The organism is Streptomyces sp. H39-S7 (genome assembly GCF_027158205.1).
Lineage (GTDB): Bacteria > Actinomycetota > Actinomycetes > Streptomycetales > Streptomycetaceae > Actinacidiphila.
In genome coordinates, this window is the sequence record NZ_JAPVLU010000063.1 from 16,788 (window position 1) to 34,577 (window position 17,790).

Annotated in this window: 17 protein-coding genes and 2 pseudogenes; 13 read left to right on the forward strand and 6 right to left on the reverse strand. The window is 69.3% G+C overall.

Features of this window, described 5'->3' with window-relative positions:
• Positions 1–481: 481 nt before the first annotated feature.
• The 3 genes from O3X23_RS38155 to O3X23_RS38165 form a co-directional block, all read right to left on the reverse strand.
• Positions 482–874, reverse strand: coding sequence for a hypothetical protein (locus tag O3X23_RS38155; RefSeq protein ID WP_443048104.1), 393 nt, complete (start codon positions 872–874; stop codon positions 482–484).
• Positions 875–1,194: 320 nt separating this feature from the next.
• Entirely contained in the window at positions 1,195–1,722 is a 528-nt protein-coding gene (locus tag O3X23_RS38160) for an RICIN domain-containing protein (protein WP_269278059.1), read from the reverse strand.
• Positions 1,723–1,837: 115 nt separating this feature from the next.
• Complete coding sequence (locus O3X23_RS38165; protein WP_269278061.1) at positions 1,838–2,818, reverse strand: helix-turn-helix domain-containing protein; 981 nt, start codon at positions 2,816–2,818, stop codon at positions 1,838–1,840.
• Positions 2,819–3,310: 492 nt separating this feature from the next.
• On the opposite strand from O3X23_RS38165, the pseudogene O3X23_RS38170 reads away from it, so the two are divergent.
• The 3 genes and pseudogenes from O3X23_RS38170 to O3X23_RS38180 form a co-directional block, all read left to right on the forward strand.
• Positions 3,311–3,670, forward strand: a pseudogene (locus O3X23_RS38170) (DUF2252 family protein); the annotation flags it as partial.
• Positions 3,671–3,692: 22 nt separating this feature from the next.
• Positions 3,693–3,794 (forward strand): hypothetical protein, encoded by a 102-nt coding sequence (locus O3X23_RS38175; protein WP_269278063.1) that lies wholly within the window; start codon positions 3,693–3,695, stop codon positions 3,792–3,794.
• A gap of 105 nt (positions 3,795–3,899) precedes the next feature.
• Positions 3,900–4,193, forward strand: coding sequence for a hypothetical protein (locus O3X23_RS38180; protein ID WP_269278115.1), 294 nt, complete (start codon positions 3,900–3,902; stop codon positions 4,191–4,193).
• A 145-nt stretch (positions 4,194–4,338) separates the two neighbouring features.
• Here the strand turns inward: O3X23_RS38180 and O3X23_RS38185 are convergent.
• Positions 4,339–4,494 (reverse strand): annotated as a pseudogene (locus O3X23_RS38185) (cation transporter); the annotation flags it as partial.
• A gap of 338 nt (positions 4,495–4,832) precedes the next feature.
• Between O3X23_RS38185 and O3X23_RS38190 the strand changes: the two are divergent.
• The 8 genes from O3X23_RS38190 to O3X23_RS38225 all read left to right on the forward strand — a co-directional run bounded on the left by O3X23_RS38190 (position 4,833) and on the right by O3X23_RS38225 (position 13,772).
• A complete protein-coding gene (locus O3X23_RS38190; protein ID WP_269278066.1) occupies positions 4,833–6,104 on the forward strand; it encodes a DUF2254 family protein in 1,272 nt (423 codons plus the stop codon).
• Between the two features lie 547 nt (positions 6,105–6,651).
• Positions 6,652–9,300: a LuxR C-terminal-related transcriptional regulator gene (locus O3X23_RS38195; protein WP_443048105.1), complete on the forward strand. Its 2,649-nt coding sequence runs from the start codon at positions 6,652–6,654 to the stop codon at positions 9,298–9,300.
• Between the two features lie 262 nt (positions 9,301–9,562).
• A complete protein-coding gene (locus O3X23_RS38200; RefSeq protein WP_269278069.1) occupies positions 9,563–9,760 on the forward strand; it encodes a hypothetical protein in 198 nt (65 codons plus the stop codon).
• Positions 9,761–9,930: 170 nt separating this feature from the next.
• Positions 9,931–10,593, forward strand: coding sequence for an HdeD family acid-resistance protein (locus O3X23_RS38205; protein ID WP_269278072.1), 663 nt, complete (start codon positions 9,931–9,933; stop codon positions 10,591–10,593).
• A 217-nt stretch (positions 10,594–10,810) separates the two neighbouring features.
• Complete coding sequence (locus O3X23_RS38210) at positions 10,811–11,287, forward strand: SHOCT domain-containing protein (RefSeq protein ID WP_269278075.1); 477 nt, start codon at positions 10,811–10,813, stop codon at positions 11,285–11,287.
• Between the two features lie 29 nt (positions 11,288–11,316).
• A complete protein-coding gene (locus O3X23_RS38215; RefSeq protein ID WP_269278078.1) occupies positions 11,317–11,739 on the forward strand; it encodes a DUF7144 family membrane protein in 423 nt (140 codons plus the stop codon).
• 461 nt (positions 11,740–12,200) lie between these two features.
• On the forward strand, positions 12,201–12,548 hold the full coding sequence (locus tag O3X23_RS38220) for an amphi-Trp domain-containing protein (protein WP_269278081.1): 348 nt from the start codon (positions 12,201–12,203) through the stop codon (positions 12,546–12,548).
• Between the two features lie 213 nt (positions 12,549–12,761).
• On the forward strand, positions 12,762–13,772 hold the full coding sequence (locus O3X23_RS38225; RefSeq protein WP_269278084.1) for an alcohol dehydrogenase catalytic domain-containing protein: 1,011 nt from the start codon (positions 12,762–12,764) through the stop codon (positions 13,770–13,772).
• A 68-nt stretch (positions 13,773–13,840) separates the two neighbouring features.
• Here O3X23_RS38225 and O3X23_RS38230 read toward each other — a convergent pair whose 3' ends face one another.
• Positions 13,841–15,238: a diacylglycerol/lipid kinase family protein gene (locus O3X23_RS38230; protein ID WP_269278087.1), complete on the reverse strand. Its 1,398-nt coding sequence runs from the start codon at positions 15,236–15,238 to the stop codon at positions 13,841–13,843.
• A 389-nt stretch (positions 15,239–15,627) separates the two neighbouring features.
• On the reverse strand, positions 15,628–16,512 hold the full coding sequence (locus O3X23_RS38235) for an aldo/keto reductase (protein WP_269278090.1): 885 nt from the start codon (positions 16,510–16,512) through the stop codon (positions 15,628–15,630).
• A gap of 431 nt (positions 16,513–16,943) precedes the next feature.
• Here O3X23_RS38235 and O3X23_RS38240 point away from each other — a divergent pair, with 431 nt between their 5' ends.
• Together O3X23_RS38240 and O3X23_RS38245 are read left to right on the forward strand one after the other, a co-directional pair.
• Positions 16,944–17,138 (forward strand): hypothetical protein, encoded by a 195-nt coding sequence (locus O3X23_RS38240; protein ID WP_269278092.1) that lies wholly within the window; start codon positions 16,944–16,946, stop codon positions 17,136–17,138.
• A 215-nt stretch (positions 17,139–17,353) separates the two neighbouring features.
• Complete coding sequence (locus O3X23_RS38245) at positions 17,354–17,728, forward strand: SH3 domain-containing protein (RefSeq protein ID WP_269278094.1); 375 nt, start codon at positions 17,354–17,356, stop codon at positions 17,726–17,728.
• The last annotated feature ends 62 nt before the right edge of the window (positions 17,729–17,790 follow it).

Below are 17,790 nucleotides of genomic sequence, written 5' to 3' on the forward strand. Positions count from 1 at the left end.
TCTCGGCCAGCGCCCGCGGGGACAGGCCATCGATGACCGGCCTGGTGTCCTGTTCTCGGCGCCGGCGCGGAAGGCCGGCCCGGAGATGTCCCGGCCGGCTACGCGGCATGGACCTTTCGGTTCGTTGTCATGTGGAACATCATGTCACGACCTCGAACGTCGTCTCGAATGGGTTCGCTCGGATGGTGGTTCGTCAGACGTGGCCACGGCCTTCGGCTGATCGTGTGTTCCGAGCAAGGAGTGCACGTGACCGGCATGAAGGCCGTGGAGGACGAGTTTGCCGGATCCAGATGTCCACAGTGAGAAGGTCGTTGTCGTTCCCGCTTCCGGTTCACCACCCCCTCGCCCTGGATCGACCGCGACGGCGAACTCCGCTTCATCGAGGGCTCGTTGATGCCGCCTGGCCCGATCAGGGTCGGGGCGCGCGGTCCGGCCGCCGTGAGGGCCTCGATCAGCCTGGACACAGGGGGATCCCCATCCGCTAAAGCGCAGCACTATCCACATTCCATTCGCGCGGCAGTTCCTCGTCACAGAAGACGCACACGAAGTCCTCTTCCCGAACGACGTTCAGCTGGCTGCAGGACCGGCAGCGCCGGAACACCACCTCGTGGGTGAAGCCGGACGGATGATCGATCCCGGCCACATCCAGAGCCTTTGCGACGGCCGGCCACGAGCGGATGTCCGGGCAGTATCCGGTCGACTGATTACTCACATCACCGACCACCCACTGCCCGGACTCCTCGCGAAAGCTCATCTCCCCGGCACTCAGAACGGGGCCACCACCAGCGCACACCACGTGCTCGCTCCGGCGCGGCGCCAGCCGCAGCACCCCCGCCGCGTCGATGACGAACGTGAAAGGCTCGTCGAACTCCACCGCTGCCGGTCCCGAGGCCCAGTCGGCGAAGTCCGCCGCCGAGTGGATGCTTCGGCCCTCAGCTTCCGGTCGGACAAGGGCCCGCAGATCAGGTGGCCCCACATACCGATAGCTCCATCCCGGCAAGTTCACGCCGGCCAACCTAACGCCCACCCAAGGCCGGAGCCTGGGGAATAACGCGAACTTCACATACATGACGCTCGTGGCGCTGGAGGATCTCGGCTTCCGCGCCAAGGCCGAGGTGGCGCCTTCATCGAGAAGACAGGCTCACGATCGACGGCGATCTGCCCAGCAACACCGCCCAAGTGGCAGGGTTTACGTCACTTCCAGATCTGATTCGCGCCGCCGTTGTACGGCCATGCGTCCAGTTGGGTACCCCAGACATTGGTCCACTGCGGTACATCGACGGCGAAGTTGGTCGTCGGGTTCACAAACGCGCCGTTGGTGTACTGCCACTCCTGGTTCCAGCCGTTGTTCCACGGCCACAGAATCAAGCGCGATCCCGCGTTCGTGTTGGCCCCGGAGATGTCCAGGCACAGGCCGCTGTAGGAGTTGACGAGGGTTTGCCGGCCAAAGGCGTCGTGGCTCTCGCTCCAGAGCTGATTGAGGTGGGCGTTGCAGCCCCACTGGTCGACCGCGGTGCCGGGAGAGGTGCCTTCACCGTACGCCTCCAGGCACAGTCCGTTGGAACCGTTCCTGAGATTGAACCCCGGGATCCTGTCCTCCGCCGAAGCGCTCCCGGCGGAGGCAAGCCCCGTGCAGGCCAGGGCCAGCGCGGCAGCGCCGACACCGAGGGCCCGACCGAGCCTGGTGGACGGCGCACGTCGACTTGTCAGTTTCTTCAGCATTCGGTGTTCATCCTCGATCTCTGAGCTGTGGACTGCGAAGCGAGCAGACGCCATGGTCGCGCGTCGCACCATGTGGCTGACGCCCCCTGCGCGGGTCATCAAGAAAGGGTGCGCGCTAGGCAAACTGTCGCGACCGCAGGGCCTGCTGACGGAAGACCCGGGGACTTTCGCCGTAGGCGGCGCGGAAGGCTCGGCTGAAGACAGCGGCACTGCCGAATCCCCAGTGAGCGGCGACGGACTGGATAGGCCGGGAGGCCAGTTCGGGACGCATGAGATCGGCGTGGCAGCGTTCGAGACGCCGTCGGCGGATGGAGGCCGCGACACTCTCGTCCTGTCCTTCGAACAGCAGGTGAAGCTGGCGGACGGAGATGTGGTGACGTGCTGCGACGGACTCCGGCGTCAGTTCGGTATCACTGAGGTTGTGGCCGATGAACGTGTTGATCTGTTCCAGCAGCGCCTGCGTACGGGCCCTCGCGGGGAGGTCGCCATAGGCGTCCGCGTGACGAGCTATACCGGCGGCGGCCAGGTCGAGGGCGGTGTTCCCCAAACGACTCAGTTCCGAGGGTTCGCATTCGGGGCCGTAAGACCCCAGCGTGCCGATGAACTGACCGAGGATCGCTCCGAAACCGCTCTCGCTGCTCAGGCGTTGTGCGAGCACGCGGTCAACCTTGTCGGAGGGGAGGGGCAGCGCGCGTCTCGGCAAGTGCATGATGACCACCCGAACCAAATCGGTGCCACGGCCGACTGCGGCCTCGTACGGGTGGGTCGAGTCCCAGAGGACCATGTCACCAGTTGCCAGCCGGGCGTGGTTGCGGCGTTGGGCTATCGACATGGAACCTTCGGTCATGAGCGCCAGCATGTACTGCTCCGGATCGCTCCTCTTGATCAGCGCGGGTGTGCGGCGCGACCGCAGGGGTGGGTACGAGAAGGTCGAGACCTGGACCGCGCTCAAATCCAGTGTGGCGGCTTCTGCCTGGAAATCGGCGGCGTGTGCGCTGCTGATTGATATGGGGGCCAACGCGCGCGAGACAGTACTGGCGAACCATTCGAACCTGTCGTTCGCCGGTACTGCGGCGGCATCCAGCGTCGACCACATATCGGAAGACCTCCTGCGCGAAATCGCCCTCCTTGGCCGGAAGACGTCTCAGCGGACGTTCTGCGAGCACTTTGGTGCTTGCTCGAAGTGCGTCAGGAGGAGGTCCAGCGTGGGGGCTTCACCGTCAACGGGGCCGCGCCGTACAGATGAGCGCGGTTGAGCGTCCAGAGTACCGGAGCGAGATGCGAGCCGATCTTGACCCAGGAAGGGTCCACGACCTGCTCGACCAGGGCGTGGGCCTCCTCGAGTGCGCCCGCCGGCTGCAACTGGGTCTGACATCGTCAAACGCTATGCCCGAGCCGGTCAGTCCGAGCGCATGCTCCGCGTCCCCAATACGGTGCGAGCCTCGTCGACCCCTGCCGCAACTACCTACGCGAACGCCGGCAACCACGCTGCGGCCTCGGTGTCGCTGATCGGGAAAGACCAGGTCAGCGGGTTCAGAGCGCACTGATGACCGACCCACGTATTCAAGAGATCCGGAGTGCTGGGAGGTTGACGCCAGGCGTCTGCCGCTCCGTCGGCTCACTGCGGTCGGCTGGGAGTGCGGTTCACCGCGGTGGGGCGGAGTATGGAGACCAGAGCGGGTCCGCTCCTGGGTTTCGTGCGCCTGGCGGTATCGAACGGGAGGCTGTCATGAGGCACAAACCAACGACAGCCCTCTATGGACGGATGGTCGAATCACCGTTCCGTTTCTACCGGGGTGCCGCCGCCATCATGGCCGGCGATCTGGCCGGAACGCCCAGTACCGGTCTGCGGGTCCAACTCTGCGGTGACGCGCACCTGATGAACTTCCGCCTGTTGGCGTCCCTGGAACGCGGGCGACCGGATCGCCATCGCCGCCTACCTGGGCCGCGGCGACGCGTTCGACCGGGCCTTGGTGCGGTTCGCCGGGTGCTACGCCGATCAGAACGAGCGGGACCATCAGGCACTGGTCGATGCGGTCAGGAGCGGACGGGTCAGCGCACAGGAGGCGTGAGCCGGTTCGCCGGGCGGCGCCATTGAAGTGCCCTCGACGCGCGGTGCCGGCGCTTGCGGAGGTGAGCACGGGACGTTCTCTGTGGAGCGAAAGGTGTGTGGGCCGGTGACGGTGGAGCGGGAAAGCTGGGTGGTGAAGTGGGCCCGGCTGGCGCGCGCGGTTCCGCGCGGAGGAGTTGCGGCGGGGCTGCTCGTCGACATCGTGGAGGATCCTCGCCAGGACTCCGCCCGCATAGCCGTGTTCCCGGTCAGGGCGGCGGCCGCCGCCCTGCGCGTCTCACCCGTGCTTCTGCTCGATGCCCTGGAGTGTCTGTCCGACGCGGGCCTGCTTCGCTGGAGCTGGGGTGAGGCGGCAGCTCCCTCGGACCCATGGGCTGTGGTGACCTTGACCGGGGCGTAACGCCGTAACCCTTCGACCGGCGACTGGCGTTCGCTGGGATCGCCCCACTCGAATCCGGGCTCACCACCCGCCGGGGAGCGGTTCGCCTCTCACAACGGCAGGTCGACGGGCTCCTCAGGCGGTGGTGTCGTTCGTCGGATGCCGGGAGGGCCTGGTTGCCGGAGTCGGCGACGGAGTGGACGCCTTCGGCGAGCATCGAGGAGGAACCGCTGAACGCGAACGCCACGAACTTCGCCACGGCGATGGTCAGGTTCGCTGCCAGTGCAGCCACAATCGCTTTGGTACCGCCGTGTGCGCTCATGCCCGGCCTTCAATCCGTCGAGGAGCATGCGAACCGAGTTCGCAGGACATCGCGTGAAGAATCGGGCCGATTTGCCCGAGAAGCACGGCGGGCCCGGGTCTTCGGGTGGCGGGCCCGGCTCGAGCGAGGCATTCCCGGCCGAGGGCACCGTGACGCTCGAGTCCACCGTGGTCGAGCGAACCGGACGGACCGAACGTCACTCGCGTCCAGTGGACCTCTCACGGACTGGATCCCGAATTTACCCCTATGGCCGTATTCACGCCTCGGCTGCCCGCCCGCACCACCCCTACGGCCGCCTCGCCTGTCGCGGGCACCGGCGCGGGCTGACAATGCATCCTGTGGCCAACCTCAGCGCAGCCGACGGCAGCCGCCGGACCGACCCCACCTGGTCCGTCGACGGGTTCGGACACCGGGCACGGCGCCGGACCCTGGCACAGGGCCTGTGCGTCACGGTCGGCCTGGGCACGGGACTTCTCCTCCCCCACCTCACGGTCCATCCGATGATCGGTGCCGATCGCGGGGCAGATCTGCTGCCCTCCCTGGGCTTCGGGGTGATCGGCCTGGTCAGCATCATCTTCTCGCTGCTGTTCCTGGTCGTGCAGTGGGCTGCGACGACCTTCTCCCCGCGTCTGGGCCTGTTCCGCGACGACCCGCTCGTATGGCGGTCCTTCGCCTTCGCCCTCGGTGTCTTCGTCTTCTGCGTCACCTCGGCGTTGTCCCTCGGCACGCGCACGGAGGTGTCCATCGTGGTGCCCTCGATCGCGATGGTCCTGGTACTGGTCGCGCTGGTGTTCCTGTACACCCTGCAGAGCCGTGCCTTCGCCTCGATCCAACTCGGCCCCTGCCTGCACGCGATCACCGGCCGGTCCCACCGCGTCATCGCCACTGTCTACGACCGGCCCCCGGGTGACGAGAAGGCCGCCGGGCCCACCCTGCCGCCCGCGACCGGGGGGACGCCCGTCACCTGGCCCGGACCCGGGGCCGTTCTGCGCGGGATCGACATGCCCGCACTGGTCGAGGCGGCCCGCGCCCACGACTGCCTGATCGTGCTCTGCCAGGCCACCGGCCAGCTCCTGATCAGGGGCCGGCCCGTGGCGCACATCCACGGGGGCAGGCTTCCGGAGGACGTCATCCTGGCGGCCCTGACGCCAGGGGTGGAACGCGGATTCGACCGCAATCCCGAGTTCGGGCTACGGCTCCTGGCGGACATCGCCCTGCGCGGGCTGTCCCCCGCCATCAACGACCCGGCCACGTCCGTGCAGGCCCTGGACCACATCGAGGACTTGCTGCTCCTCCTGGCCGCCCAGGACCTCGATGTCGGCGAGACCCGTGACTCCGAGGGCACGTCACGGGTCTGGGTACCGCTGCCGGACTGGGGCCGGTATGTCCGCACCGCGCTCGTCGACGTGATCAACTGTGCGCAGACCGCCCCCTTGGTCCTCCAGCGGATCCGGCTGCTGCTGCGGCACGTCCTGGACGCGGGCCCCGAAACACGCCGCCCACTGCTCCGGGAACGGCTGGCCTGGGTGGAGCGGCTGGTTGAGCGCGGCTTCCCCGTCGCCCCGGCGTCCACCCTGGCCGCGGGCACCGACGGCCGGCGACCGAGCTGAGGGGCGGCCGAGTCACCCGTTCGGCTTCCCCCGGCCGGACTTCTCGCGCGTCCGCCCGACGGCCGGCGCGCGACGGCGTGGCGCCAGTGAGGTGCTCGCTGGTCGTGGCGGCGCCGGTTCGGCTCGCGGTGTCGAGCTCGTCGAGATCCGCGTCGCCGTTCAGGTCGACGAGTTCGACGCCCCGAACCGATCCGTCCTCGCCCTTGTCAGTGCGCGGGACCGGCGCGATAGGGGGACGCCGACCTCGTGATTCCGTGCCGTGGATCACCTGTGGCGGGTGAACCTGCTCGGTCTGCACGGGATCGACGGCACGTCGTCGCGGCCCGGGATCCTCGGCGGTGCGCATGCTGCCGGACCCCGCACTCACCGGGTCGGTCTGCGTCCATTGGCCGGCGCCGCGCGTTCGGTCGCCCCGGCGGCTCCCGCGCGGCGGACCTCCCAAGGCTCTCGGGGCGCCCGATCGCGCGCAGTGCCGACAACGGTGGAATGCTGGGCTGTGGAGCGCGCTGCTTCGACCTGATCCGATGGATAGCGGTGGTGAAGGGCCTTGGCGGAGACCGGCGGGAACGCTCCGGAAGCGGCCGATGTCCCGGCCGATCCGCTGGGAGACCCCTTTTTGCGCACGCGGATGGCGCTGCCGACGAGACCTGCCCTGTATCTGCGCAGGGAGCGGCTCATCCACCACCTCGATCAAGCCCTCGACACGCCGCTGACCTTGATCAACGGACCCGCCGGCGCAGGCAAGACGTTGCTGGCCGCGGACTGGGCCGCCGGGCTGTCCCGGCCGGTGGCCTGGCTCACGGCCGAGGCGGGGGACCAGCGACCCGGTGTGTTCTGGGCGTACGTCCTGCGGGCCCTGAGCGCCTGCGGTGCGCTGTCGGAGACGTTCGAGGTCCCGGCGGAGCCGGGCCAGGTCGGTCACAAGTTGCTGGCGACGCTCGCCGCCGGCCTGGACGAGCGCGACCAGCCGGTGGTCGTGGTGCTGGACGAGTACGAGCGTGTGACCGATCCTGAGGTCGCCGAGCAGCTCGAATTCGTCCTGCACCACGCCGGCAGGGGCCTGCGCCTGGTTCTGATCAGCCGCACGGAGCCCTTGCTGCCGCTGCACCGCTACCGGGCCGCGGGTCAGCTGACGGAGATCCGTGCGGCGGAGCTGGCCTTCACCGCCGATGAGGCTGTCACGCTGCTGGAGCTGCACGGCCTGAGTTTGCCCGTCGACGCCGGACGCGCCCTGGCGGACCGCACCCGCGGCTGGGCCGCCGGGTTGGCGTTGTGTGCCCTGGCGGCACGGGAGAGTCCCGATCCGGAGATCTATTTGAAGGAGTACGAGGCGGATCGCAGCACGGTCGCGGACTTCCTGTTGGCCGAGGTGCTCAAGCGGCAGCCGGAGCGGGCGCAGGACCTTCTGCTGCGGGTCTGCGTACTGGACCGGTTCAGCCCCGAGCTCGCGGACGCTCTCACGGGCCGGACGGATGCCGAGTCCCTGTTGCGCGGGCTGCACCGGGAGAACGCGTTCGTCGAGCACCTCGGGCACGAGTGGTACCGCCTCCACCCGCTGTTCAGGGAGATTCTGCGGGCCCACCTGCGGGTCAGCCGGCCCGGCCTCGAACCGGAACTGCACCGACGGGCCGCGCAGTGGCTGCGCCGGTCCGGATCCCTCACCGAAGCTCTCGCACACGGCGCGGCCTGGGGGGACTGGGGTTTCACCGCCGGCATGTTCGTCGACGACCTCGCGATCGGACAGCTCTTCACCGGCCTGCGTTCAGGCGAGCTCGACCAGGTCTTCTCGGGGATGGGCCCGGAGGCGACGGGCTCCGCGGCGGACCTCGTCCGGGCGGCGCGTGACCTGGCCCGGTGCAATGTCGAGCGTGGCCTGTCCCATCTGGACCGCGCCCGGGAGCGGCTGGCGGTCACCGAGCCCAGCGCGGCGGCCCAGCTGAGCTGTGCGCTGCTGGAGGCCTCGGCCGCGCGGCTGACCGGTTCTCCCGAACGGGCCGAGGAGGCCGCACTGGCGGCTGCCCGCCTCCAGCGCGAGGTCCCCGAAGCCCTGCTGGAAAGGCATCCCGAGCTCACCGCGCAACTGATGAGCCATGTGGGTGCCACCCGGCTGTGGGCCGGCCGGTTCGAGGAGGCACGTGCCGCCCTGACCGCCGTGACCGACGCTCCCGGTGGCTCGTCCACCGTGCTGTCACGCCAGGAGTCCATGGGGTACCTGGCTCTGATCGACTACCTGAACGGCTGGATCGGCAGGGTGGAGCGCAAGGTACACGCGGCGGCCTGTGAGGCGGAGCGGTTCAGCCTGCCCCAGCCGTGCGGCTCGGGTATCGGGCTGCTGGTGCTGGCTGCCGTGGCCATCGACCGCGACGAACTGGCCGGCGCGCGGGCACTCCTGGACGAGGCGGCGCAGCTGCCGTACGCCGCCCACGACCCGGTGGCCGCCGCGGTGCGGGCAACCGCCGGACAACGCCTCCTGCTGGTGAGCGGCCGGCCCCGGTCAGCTGCCGAACCCGTGGAAGCGGCTGTCCCCCCGGCCGCGGCCTCGCCCTGGGCGGCGGGCCATGAGGCGCTCAGCGTCTCCGCCGAACACCTCGCGCAGGGAAGGCCGGACAGGGCCGCGGAGATCCTCCAAGGGGTATCGGGTGACCAGCCGGCGTGCGCCGTGGAGGCCGCACGGATGCTGTTGACCGCGGGCCGTCCGACAGTGGCACTCAACCTGCTCGACAGCATCCGTGGCGACTCCCGGACCGGTCCGTCGATCACGGTGCGGGCGACGTTGGCCCGGGCTCAGGCCGCTCAGGGGGCGGGCGACGGGGCTACCGCTCACCGGCTCGTCGCGCAGGCCCTCCTCGATGCCCGGCGAGAACGGCTGCGACGGCCCTTCCTCGATGCCAGGTCGTGGATCCGACCGTTCCTGTCGACCGCCCCGTGCCGTGAACTGGCCGCCGACTGGCTCACACCCGGTCCGTCCCGATCCGACGCCCAGGCGCCGCCCGCGCTGGTCGCGGAAGACCTCAGCGGGCGCGAGCGCGACGTTCTGACGCGTCTGGCTCAGATGATGTCGAGCGAGGAGATCGCCGCAGACCTCTACGTGTCCGTGAACACGGTCAAGACCCATCTCAAGAGCATCTACCGGAAGCTGGCGGTGAACCGTCGCAACGAAGCGGTGCGCCGCGCACGCGAGCTCGGACTGGTGTGAAACCCGGGGGATGCGTCCAGGCGTGCGCTCGCCGGCGGAGCCCACTGGCAGGCGCCCGGCAGGCGGGCCCGGCCCGGATGCGGCGGGTGGGGGCCGGGGGAGTCCTCGCAGACGTGGGGGCAGGAGCGCCCGCACCGGCTGGTGCGGCTCGTCGAGCAGGACCGGTCACCTGTGCCGGGTGAAGCCCGACCGATCGCCGGGGCGGACGATCGTAGGGAAGGGACCAGCCGCCTTCCCCACGCAGCCCCGCGGGAGAACGCCTATGCGCTATGAGATTCGCGTCGAGGGACATATGTCCGAAACGCTCGCCCAAGCCTTCCCGGAGCTGGGCCACGTAGTGATGTCCGGCCAGACGGTCCTTTACGGTCCCATCGTGGACGAGGCGCAGCTGTACGGACTGCTGGCCCGTTTCCAGTCGCTCGGACTGCGGGTCCTGGAGATGCGACAACTGCCGGAGTAGTCGTCCCTGGTCCCACCGGCTCCGGTCCTGAACAGGGGCAGCCGCGGTGCCGGGCCGAACGATCACCCTCTGCGGGTGACACGGGGGCGGACGATGCGCGGGAGGCTGACATGGCAGGGCCCCCGATCGCCCCCCGACGGGTTGTGTCCCGCCCCCGAGAGGAGCACGTCATGACCGCACCACGTGATCCGGCACCGCCGTACGACGGACCGCGACCGGCAGCCGAAGGAGCCGCGTCCCGTCCGGCGAGGGGCGACCCCGAGGACGTACTGGGACGCGTGGGTCGTTCATGGATCTGGATCCTGGTCTCGGCGCTGGTGACGCTGGTGCCCGGCATCCTCATTCTGGTGTGGCCGGACGAGACCCTGCACATCCTCGCCGTCCTGATCGGCCTCTGCCTGCTGGCGACCGGAGTGTTCCGCTTCGTGTCCGTCTTCGCGCACAAGGAGCATGGCGAACGGCTCCCGGGATTGCTCGCAGCCGTGCTGTACGTCCTGGCCGGGGTGCTGTGCCTGCGCAACCCCCTGCAGACCATCGCCGCGCTCTCGCTGATCGTGGGCACCGTCTGGCTCGTCTCCGGCCTCCTGACGCTCTATACGGCCATCATCGCCAAGGACCTTGCGCACCGCGGCGTTCTCCTGACGGTCGGGATTCTCGGCATCGTCGCGGGGGTCGTGGTGCTCGCCCTGCCCGCGGAGTCCGCTCATGCCCTGACCCGCCTGCTCGGCCTGTGGCTCGTTCTGCTCGGTCTTGCCGATCTGGTGCTCGCCCTTGCCTGGCGGGCCGCGCTCAACAAGGCGGCCGCGGACCAGCCGTCACGTCTCGGAACCTGATATGCCGCCGCGCGCCGCCTCACCGGGGGCGGCCGGACCGCACCAGCTCCCACCAGGAACTCAGCCGGCCCTGTCGGTTCCGGCCACGGGGGAGGGGTCGTCCCCGGGCCGTTCGCCTTCACCCCCACCGGGTGAGGCCGAGACGCGCCGGCCGTGCGCACGCTGAGGACAGCACAGGACACCAGCCGGGCCCCCGCCCGGAACGGAGGAGAACGACATGAGCGCACCGATGAACCTCGCGTACGACTATCCCCTGCTGGGCATCTTCTGGAGCATGTTCCTGTTCTTCCTGTGGATCATGTGGTTCATGCTGCTCTTCCGCGTGATACGGGACATCTTCCGTGACCACGAGATGAGCGGGTGGGCGAAAGCCGGCTGGCTGGTGCTGACCATCCTCCTGCCGTTCCTCGGTGTCCTGGTCTACGTCATCGCCCGGGGCGGGACCATGGGTCGCCGTGAGGTCGCGCAGGCCCGGGAGCAGCAGGCGGCGTTCAACAGCTACGTGCGGGAGGCCGCCACCGAGGGCCGGCCCAGCAACAGCGCCGACGAACTTGCCAAGCTGTCGAAGCTCCGCGCTGCCGGTGACATCACGGACGAGGAGTTCAGCAGGGCCAAGGGTCTGATCCTGAACGACCGTAGCTCGGCCGGGCAGGCGGGTTCGACCACCACGACAGCTCCGCACGCCGGCCGCTGAACGCGCGCCACAGGACAGGAGGCACCGTCATGACCACGACACACACACGGCACACCGACTCGGCGAAGCAGGCATGGGCGGAGGGTTTCACCCTGGCAGCGGGCACCCTGCTCATGATCGTCGGTGTGCTCGACCTCTGCCGGGGCATCATGGCCGTCGCCGAGGACGACGTCTTCGTCAACACACCGAACTACGTCTTCCAGTTCGACCTGACCTCGTGGGGCTGGATCCACGTCGTCCTGGGTGCAATCGCCGTGATCGTCAGCTTGGGGCTGTTCCGCACGGCGACGTGGGCACGGATGGCAGGTGTGGCCATCGCCGGCCTCGTCATCATCGCCAACTTCCTGTCGATGCCCTACTACCCGCTCTGGTCGATCGTCATGATCGCGATCTCGGGCTTCATCATCTGGGCTCTGTGCGTGGTCCGCCGGGACCCGGACGAATTCTCCTAGCGGCCGCAGAACGCCGTGTGAAGGAGATGTCGCCCCAACGGTCCACGTGCCCCCGGACACCGGCCGCTGTCCGGGGGCACGACGTGGGTCTCCGCGCGTCCGCCTTCCCCGAGGAGCGGCAGGGCGAGATCTCCGGGCTCTCCCGCGGCGTCTCCAACCTCAGCTCTTCCTTTCGGCACCGCGACAGCCGGCACCATCCTCCGTCGCCGGTCTGTCGCAAGGCGCCTATGCCGCCGCGATGATCGTCCTGGGCGTCGTCGGGCTCGGCGGTCTCGCGGCCGCGTCCCGCCTTCCCCGGATCCGCCCAACCGGCCGGGTGGAAGCCGAGAACGGGGCCCCGCCCTAACGCCGGGCAGCAGGGGAAGGGGGCGAGTACCCGGTGCTGGTCAGCAGAATGCTGGATCGAAGATTTCACGTGACAAGGAACTGCATCCGCAGCGTCCACCGGATTGGAGAACCCCATGTCGGAACTCAAGTTCGAGCAGAAGCGCTCGCTGTCCCGCGGCGAAGCGGCTGATCAGCTCACCGCGCTCGCGGACGCCCTGCGCAAGGGCGGAGACGTCGAGATGGAATTCGGGCACGGGACCCTGAGCCTGACCGTTCCCGACGGGCTCCGTAGCGAGATCGAGATCGAGGTCGACGACGGAGAGATCGAACTCGAGATCGAGCTCACCTGGCCGACGGGGAAGCCCGCCCGGACGGCGCCGACGCGTGCTGCCGCACCGGAGCGAAGCCGGGCATCCGCCAAGCGCGGCGCGGGCACTGCCAAGAGCAGGAGCGTCAAGAAGCCCACCAAGAAGACACCCTGACCCCGCGCGGCCCGCCGGCCCGGCAGCCACCGCTGTTCCCTAGGCGCACGGCACCAGTGGACGTCCGCGCACGCTACCCGAATCAACGCACCCCAGTTCACGGCACTCCAGTTCCGAAGCCCCGACGGGGTGCCGACGAATCCGGCGAGTGGGGCACAGGAATCGAGGCGGCTCGTGCATGCGGTAACGGTGGTACCTGGCAAGAGCGGATCGGTGGAGTTGTCGGAAGTCGCGGAGCCGGCAGCCGAGCTGGGGTCGGTCGTGGTGGAGACCGTCACGGTCGGGGTGTGCGGGACGGACGCTGAGATCGCGCGGGGCGAGTACGGGTTCGCGCCGCCGGGGAAGGACCGGTTGATCCTGGGGCACGAGTCGCTTGGGCGCGTGGTCCACGCAGCGGCGGCGGGCGGCCCTGCCGTCGGTGACCTTGTGGTGGGCATCGTGCGACGGCCGGATCCTCTACCGTGCCCGAACTGCGCGGTCGGAGAGTGGGACATGTGTTCCAACGGCCTGTACACCGAGCACGGGATCAAGGAACGCGACGGCTTCATGGCCGAACGCTGGCGCAGCGATCCTGCCTATCTGGTCAAGGTGGACTCCGAACTCGGTTCGGCGGGGGTGCTGCTGGAGCCGGCTTCGGTGGTGGCCAAGGCGTGGGAGCACATCTACGCGATCGGCCGGCGCACATTCTGGGACCCGCAGACGGTGCTGGTAGTGGGTGCCGGTCCGATCGGGCTGCTGGCCGCGCTGCTGGGCCGACAGCGAGGCCTGGAGGTCCATGTCGTGGACCGGGTCACAGGCGGCCCGAAACCCCCACTCGTCGAGGCGCTCGGGGCCCGGTACCACACCGGGGCGGTGTCTGACCTGGGTCTGAGCCCGGACATCGTCGTGGAATGCACGGGCGTGCCAGGCCTCATCCGGCAGTCGGCCGAGGCGGCGGCGCCCGGCGGGATCGTGTGCCTGACCGGCGTCGGCTCGCTGACCGACCGCTCTGCCGGCGGGATCGAGAGCGGACTCGCCACCACAGCCGTCCTGCGGAATCTCGCACTCTTCGGTTCCGTCAACGCCAACCGCCGCCATTACTACCTGGCCGCCCGAGCGCTCGGGCGGGCGGAGCGGGGCTGGCTCGAGGGACTGGTGACACGGAGATTCGCTCCGCACGACATCGTCCAGGCGCTGGAACGGGACCCGGACGACGTCAAGGTGGTCGTGGACTTCGCAGCCTGACCGGCACTCATCCGGAGGTCTCCTGCGGTGCCGAGCACCGCACCACCGCCCTGATCTCCTTGAGCACCTCACAACCCTTCGGAATCAGCCTGCTCCCGGTCTGACGTGCCGGCTGGCTCACCCGTTCGCTTCCCACGGTGGGAAATCGACCGTGATCGGCCGAGGGCCAGGTCAATGACGTGCCGCCAGTCCAGGGGCGGGTTGGCCACCGGCCTCCGGGGGCGGTTCCTGGGGACCCGCACCCGCAGTACGCCCGGCATGATCCTGCAGGTGACCGGGGTCGACAGGATCAGGGCCTCCCCGTCGATAGCGACGGGAACGGTCGCCGCAGCGGCATGGATCGTTACCTGGCGTGCCGTCAGTACGTGCAGTCCGGTCGCCTGGCCTCTGCGCAGTGCCAGCTCGGCCGCCTGGGCGGTACCGTCCACCCGGATGCTGAGCACGCCCAGGGTGCCCCGGTCCAGCCGGGGTCTGCGGCCGGCGGTGAGCGGATCGACGGCGGCGTACGGGTTGTTGCTGACCAGGAGGGCCTGCTGGGACTCCAGCCGGGTGCCGTCCACGTGAACGTCGAGCCGCTCACCCCGGTCGCCGAGCAGCAGGTCGGGCAGGGTGTTCAAGGCGGTGCCCGCTTTGGCTGCACGGTAGTCCGGATCCTGGATGACCTGCGCGTAGGCCCCGAACGAGGCAGTGTTGACAAAGGGGTGGTCCGCCACCATGCCGAGGTCGACCGTGAGTTCCTCAGCATCGGTGAGCGCGTCCAGACAACGAGTCGGGTCGGCGCGATCCAGACCCAGATCCATGGCGAAGTGATTGCGGGTTCCGGCGCTGATCACCATGAAGGGGAGATCGTGTTCCGCCGCGACTGCCGCGACCAGGGCCTGGGTGCCGTCACCGCCCGCCACGCCGAGCAGGTCAGCCCCTTCGGCCACTGCCTGGCGCGCCAAGGCGGCCACATCGATACGCACCGAGGTGTCCAGCAGGAGCACTCGCGCGCCCAACTGCTCGGCGCGCTCCGCCAACCCGAAACGGCCTACTTTGCCGTCGCCGGACTTCGGATTCATGATCAGCACCGGCCGTACGGGCGCCGCACAGGGGATCGCTGCCATGCCCCGCGAAGGCTGTGCCCGGCGCAGAGCCGACCGCGCGCAGGCCAACGCGGCGCAGCCGAGCAACAGTGAACCCAGGGCCACTGCCCAAAGTCCCGTCCGGGCATAGAACACCACCACCGCCGCAGGACCCCCGACGGCGAGCAGTGCACCCGCCCAGCGTAGAACTCCCCGATGCGCCAGCACCCACCATGCGCCCACCGCCGCGGCCACCAGCCCCGCCAACCCGATCACGAGGGTCAGCGGACCGCCCGCCCCGGTGAACGCGAGCAGGATCGCCACGGCTGCCAGCGCACACAGAAGCGCCATCCGGGCCAGCAGCCGGGCTCTCGCCATGGTGCCTGCCTCACTCGTGTCCATACCCATTCCTCCAAGGCGGGCGCAAAGAAGCCGGCTTCCCCGAACGGCGAAGTGCTCCGGGCGCCGTCGCGACCCAAGCGCAGTCGAGGACAACCTCCCCAGGGAACTCAGCACTACACAGCCCGCTGACCCCAGCCGACCCTTCCACCCGAATGGCCGAACCGCGGTCCGGTGCCGCCTTGTCGCATACGAACACAACGACAACCCCGCCGCATCCGGGAGGCCCGGCTCCAGGGTGGATCACGTGCGGTCGAGTCCCCGTCCTTGCCGATTTCCCGCAGGACCTCGCCACCAGCCGTGAAATCCGAACCGGCCGGGGGTGAGTGCTCGCGACAGCCCCCAGCCCCCCGACGGACCGCTGCCGGTGTGGGGCGGCGCGGCCCCGGACGTCAGGACACCGGCTGGTCGGACGCGTCCAGTCGCGTGATCTCCTCCGCGGTCAGCTCCAGCGTGATCGCCGCGGCGGAGTCCTGGATGCTGGCGGGCCGCGACGAGCCGGGGATCGGGACGACCACCGGCGATTTGGCGAGCATCCAGGCCAGGCAGACCTGCTGGGGGCTGACCCCGTGTGCGGAGCCGATCTCGGCGAACGGGGCGAACCGCGTTCCGAGGCCGCCTGCCTTGCCGATCCCGCCGAGCGGGCTCCAGGGCAGGAACGCGATGCGCAGTTCGTCGCACAGTTCCAGCTCCGCCTCGCTGGACCGGAAGGCGGGAGAGAACTGATTCTGCACGGCGGCCAGTCGGCCGCCCAGGATCTCGTTGGCCTGGATGATCTGCGCGGGGTCGAAGTTCGACACACCCGCGTACCGGATCTTGCCCTCGTCGAGCAGTTCGCGGATCGCGCCGACCGAGTCGGCGATCGGGACCCGCGGGTCCGGCCGGTGGAACTGGTAGAGCCCGATGGCCTCCACGCCCAGCCGCTTCAGCGACGCCTCGCAGGCCCGCTTCAGGTACGCGGGCGACCCGTCGAGGCTCCACCCGCCGTCCGCCGTGCGGGTGTGGCCGCCCTTGGTCGCGATCAGCACATCAGAGGTGTCGCCGTCGTACGCGGCCAGGGCGTGGGCAATGAGTGACTCGTTGTGTCCGAAGTCGTCGCCGTTCAGGCTGTAGGCGTCCGCCGTGTCGATCAGTGTGATGCCCGAGTCCAGCGCCGCGTGGATCGTGGCGACCGCCCGGTCCCGGTCCGGCCTCCCCTCGATGGACAGCGGCATCCCCCCGAGGCCGACAGCGCTGACCTGGATGTCCCCGATACGGCGCGTCTGCGTTCGCGGCATGTTCCCCATGAAGAAGTAGCCTCCTCTTTCACTATGTCCGGCAGTACGACCTCTTGCAGTCTGCAACCCGTCTACCCGCTCCGAGCGCGGAATGCGCCCTGACACGTGCTCCGTGTCGGTGACAAGCCCCCTGCCTTCGAGTGGCCGCTCGCGGTGCAGTGCCCGTGGACCCCCGGCCGCATCGCGCCAAGCGCGGCTGTGCCGGTGCCGTGACGCGGCGGCCTGGCGGGTGGAGCGGCCCCGGACGGCTGGACCACGGCCGCGGTACCCGCCCGGAAGGCCGCTCCAAAGTCGTCTGGAGGCAGGAGCCGCGGAGGAACTGGAACGGCTGCGGGGCGTGTGGATGACTGCGCTCAATTCTGTGGTCCCACCCGCCAGGGCACCGCGATCGAGGGCGCCCCGACGGGTTCGAGGCCACCTTCACCGTCACCGTGCTCGCCAACCACCTGTTCGTCCGACTGCTTCAGGACCGCTTCACCGCTCCCGCCCGGATCGTGATCACCGCCAGCGACACCTACTTCGGCGACTTCAAGCACAACATGGGCATGGTGCCCGGCCCGGCCTGGCAGGCCCCGGGCGTCCTCGTCCGCATGGCCCGACCGGAAGCAGTGAAACGCGGCTCCTGATGATCAAGGTTGTCCAAGCCATGGATCACCGACAGAGGTCGCGCGTTTCGGGGGCAGGAGTGAAGGATGGTGGCGGGAAGGTGTGCGCCAGGCTCGACCCGAGAGGGTGATCTTGGGCGCGTCGCGTGGCTGGAGACGCTCAGTACCTGGGATGAGCCGTCATAAATGGTTACATCCCAAAGTCAACGAGAGGCAACATCGTGTATTCAGCTGTCATGCGTCGTATGGTCACAGCCGGTGTGGTTGCCGCCCTCGCCGGAACGGGCGTTCTTGCGGGCATCGGTGGGGCCGCCGCGGCAGCGCCCGTCGCCGTGAACGCCGTTGCCCACTCCGGCGACGAGGCCACGGTGGTGGCGGAGCCGCGCGGCAAGGTCGTCGCCAGCGGCGGCCTGTGGGTGCGCCAGGACCCGAACACCACATCCAAGCGCCTCAACCTGCTGGCACAGGGCGCCGTCGTGGCCTTGCAGTGCAAGAAAGCCGGCCAGAACGTGGACGGCAACAAGCTCTGGTACCGGCTCGGCGCCGGCAAGCCGGGCTGGGTGGCGGCGCGTTACGTGCAGAACCTGTCCGCTGTGCCGTACTGCAAGTGATCCCGCGCCGCGCGTGAGCCGGCCACCTTGTTGATGCCGCCCTGGCGCTCCTCCTCCTGGCC

Coding starts and splice junctions, on each gene's coding strand:
- O3X23_RS38160 (WP_269278059.1), bottom strand. CDS start 1,722: ATGCTGAAGAAACTGACAAGTCGACGTGCGCCGTCCACCAGGCTCGGT.
- O3X23_RS38165 (WP_269278061.1), bottom strand. CDS start 2,818: ATGTGGTCGACGCTGGATGCCGCCGCAGTACCGGCGAACGACAGGTTC.
- O3X23_RS38200 (WP_269278069.1), top strand. CDS start 9,563: ATGCGCTATGAGATTCGCGTCGAGGGACATATGTCCGAAACGCTCGCC.
- O3X23_RS38205 (WP_269278072.1), top strand. CDS start 9,931: ATGACCGCACCACGTGATCCGGCACCGCCGTACGACGGACCGCGACCG.
- O3X23_RS38210 (WP_269278075.1), top strand. CDS start 10,811: ATGAGCGCACCGATGAACCTCGCGTACGACTATCCCCTGCTGGGCATC.
- O3X23_RS38215 (WP_269278078.1), top strand. CDS start 11,317: ATGACCACGACACACACACGGCACACCGACTCGGCGAAGCAGGCATGG.
- O3X23_RS38220 (WP_269278081.1), top strand. CDS start 12,201: ATGTCGGAACTCAAGTTCGAGCAGAAGCGCTCGCTGTCCCGCGGCGAA.
- O3X23_RS38230 (WP_269278087.1), bottom strand. CDS start 15,238: ATGGACACGAGTGAGGCAGGCACCATGGCGAGAGCCCGGCTGCTGGCC.
- O3X23_RS38235 (WP_269278090.1), bottom strand. CDS start 16,512: ATGCCGCGAACGCAGACGCGCCGTATCGGGGACATCCAGGTCAGCGCT.
- O3X23_RS38245 (WP_269278094.1), top strand. CDS start 17,354: ATGCGTCGTATGGTCACAGCCGGTGTGGTTGCCGCCCTCGCCGGAACG.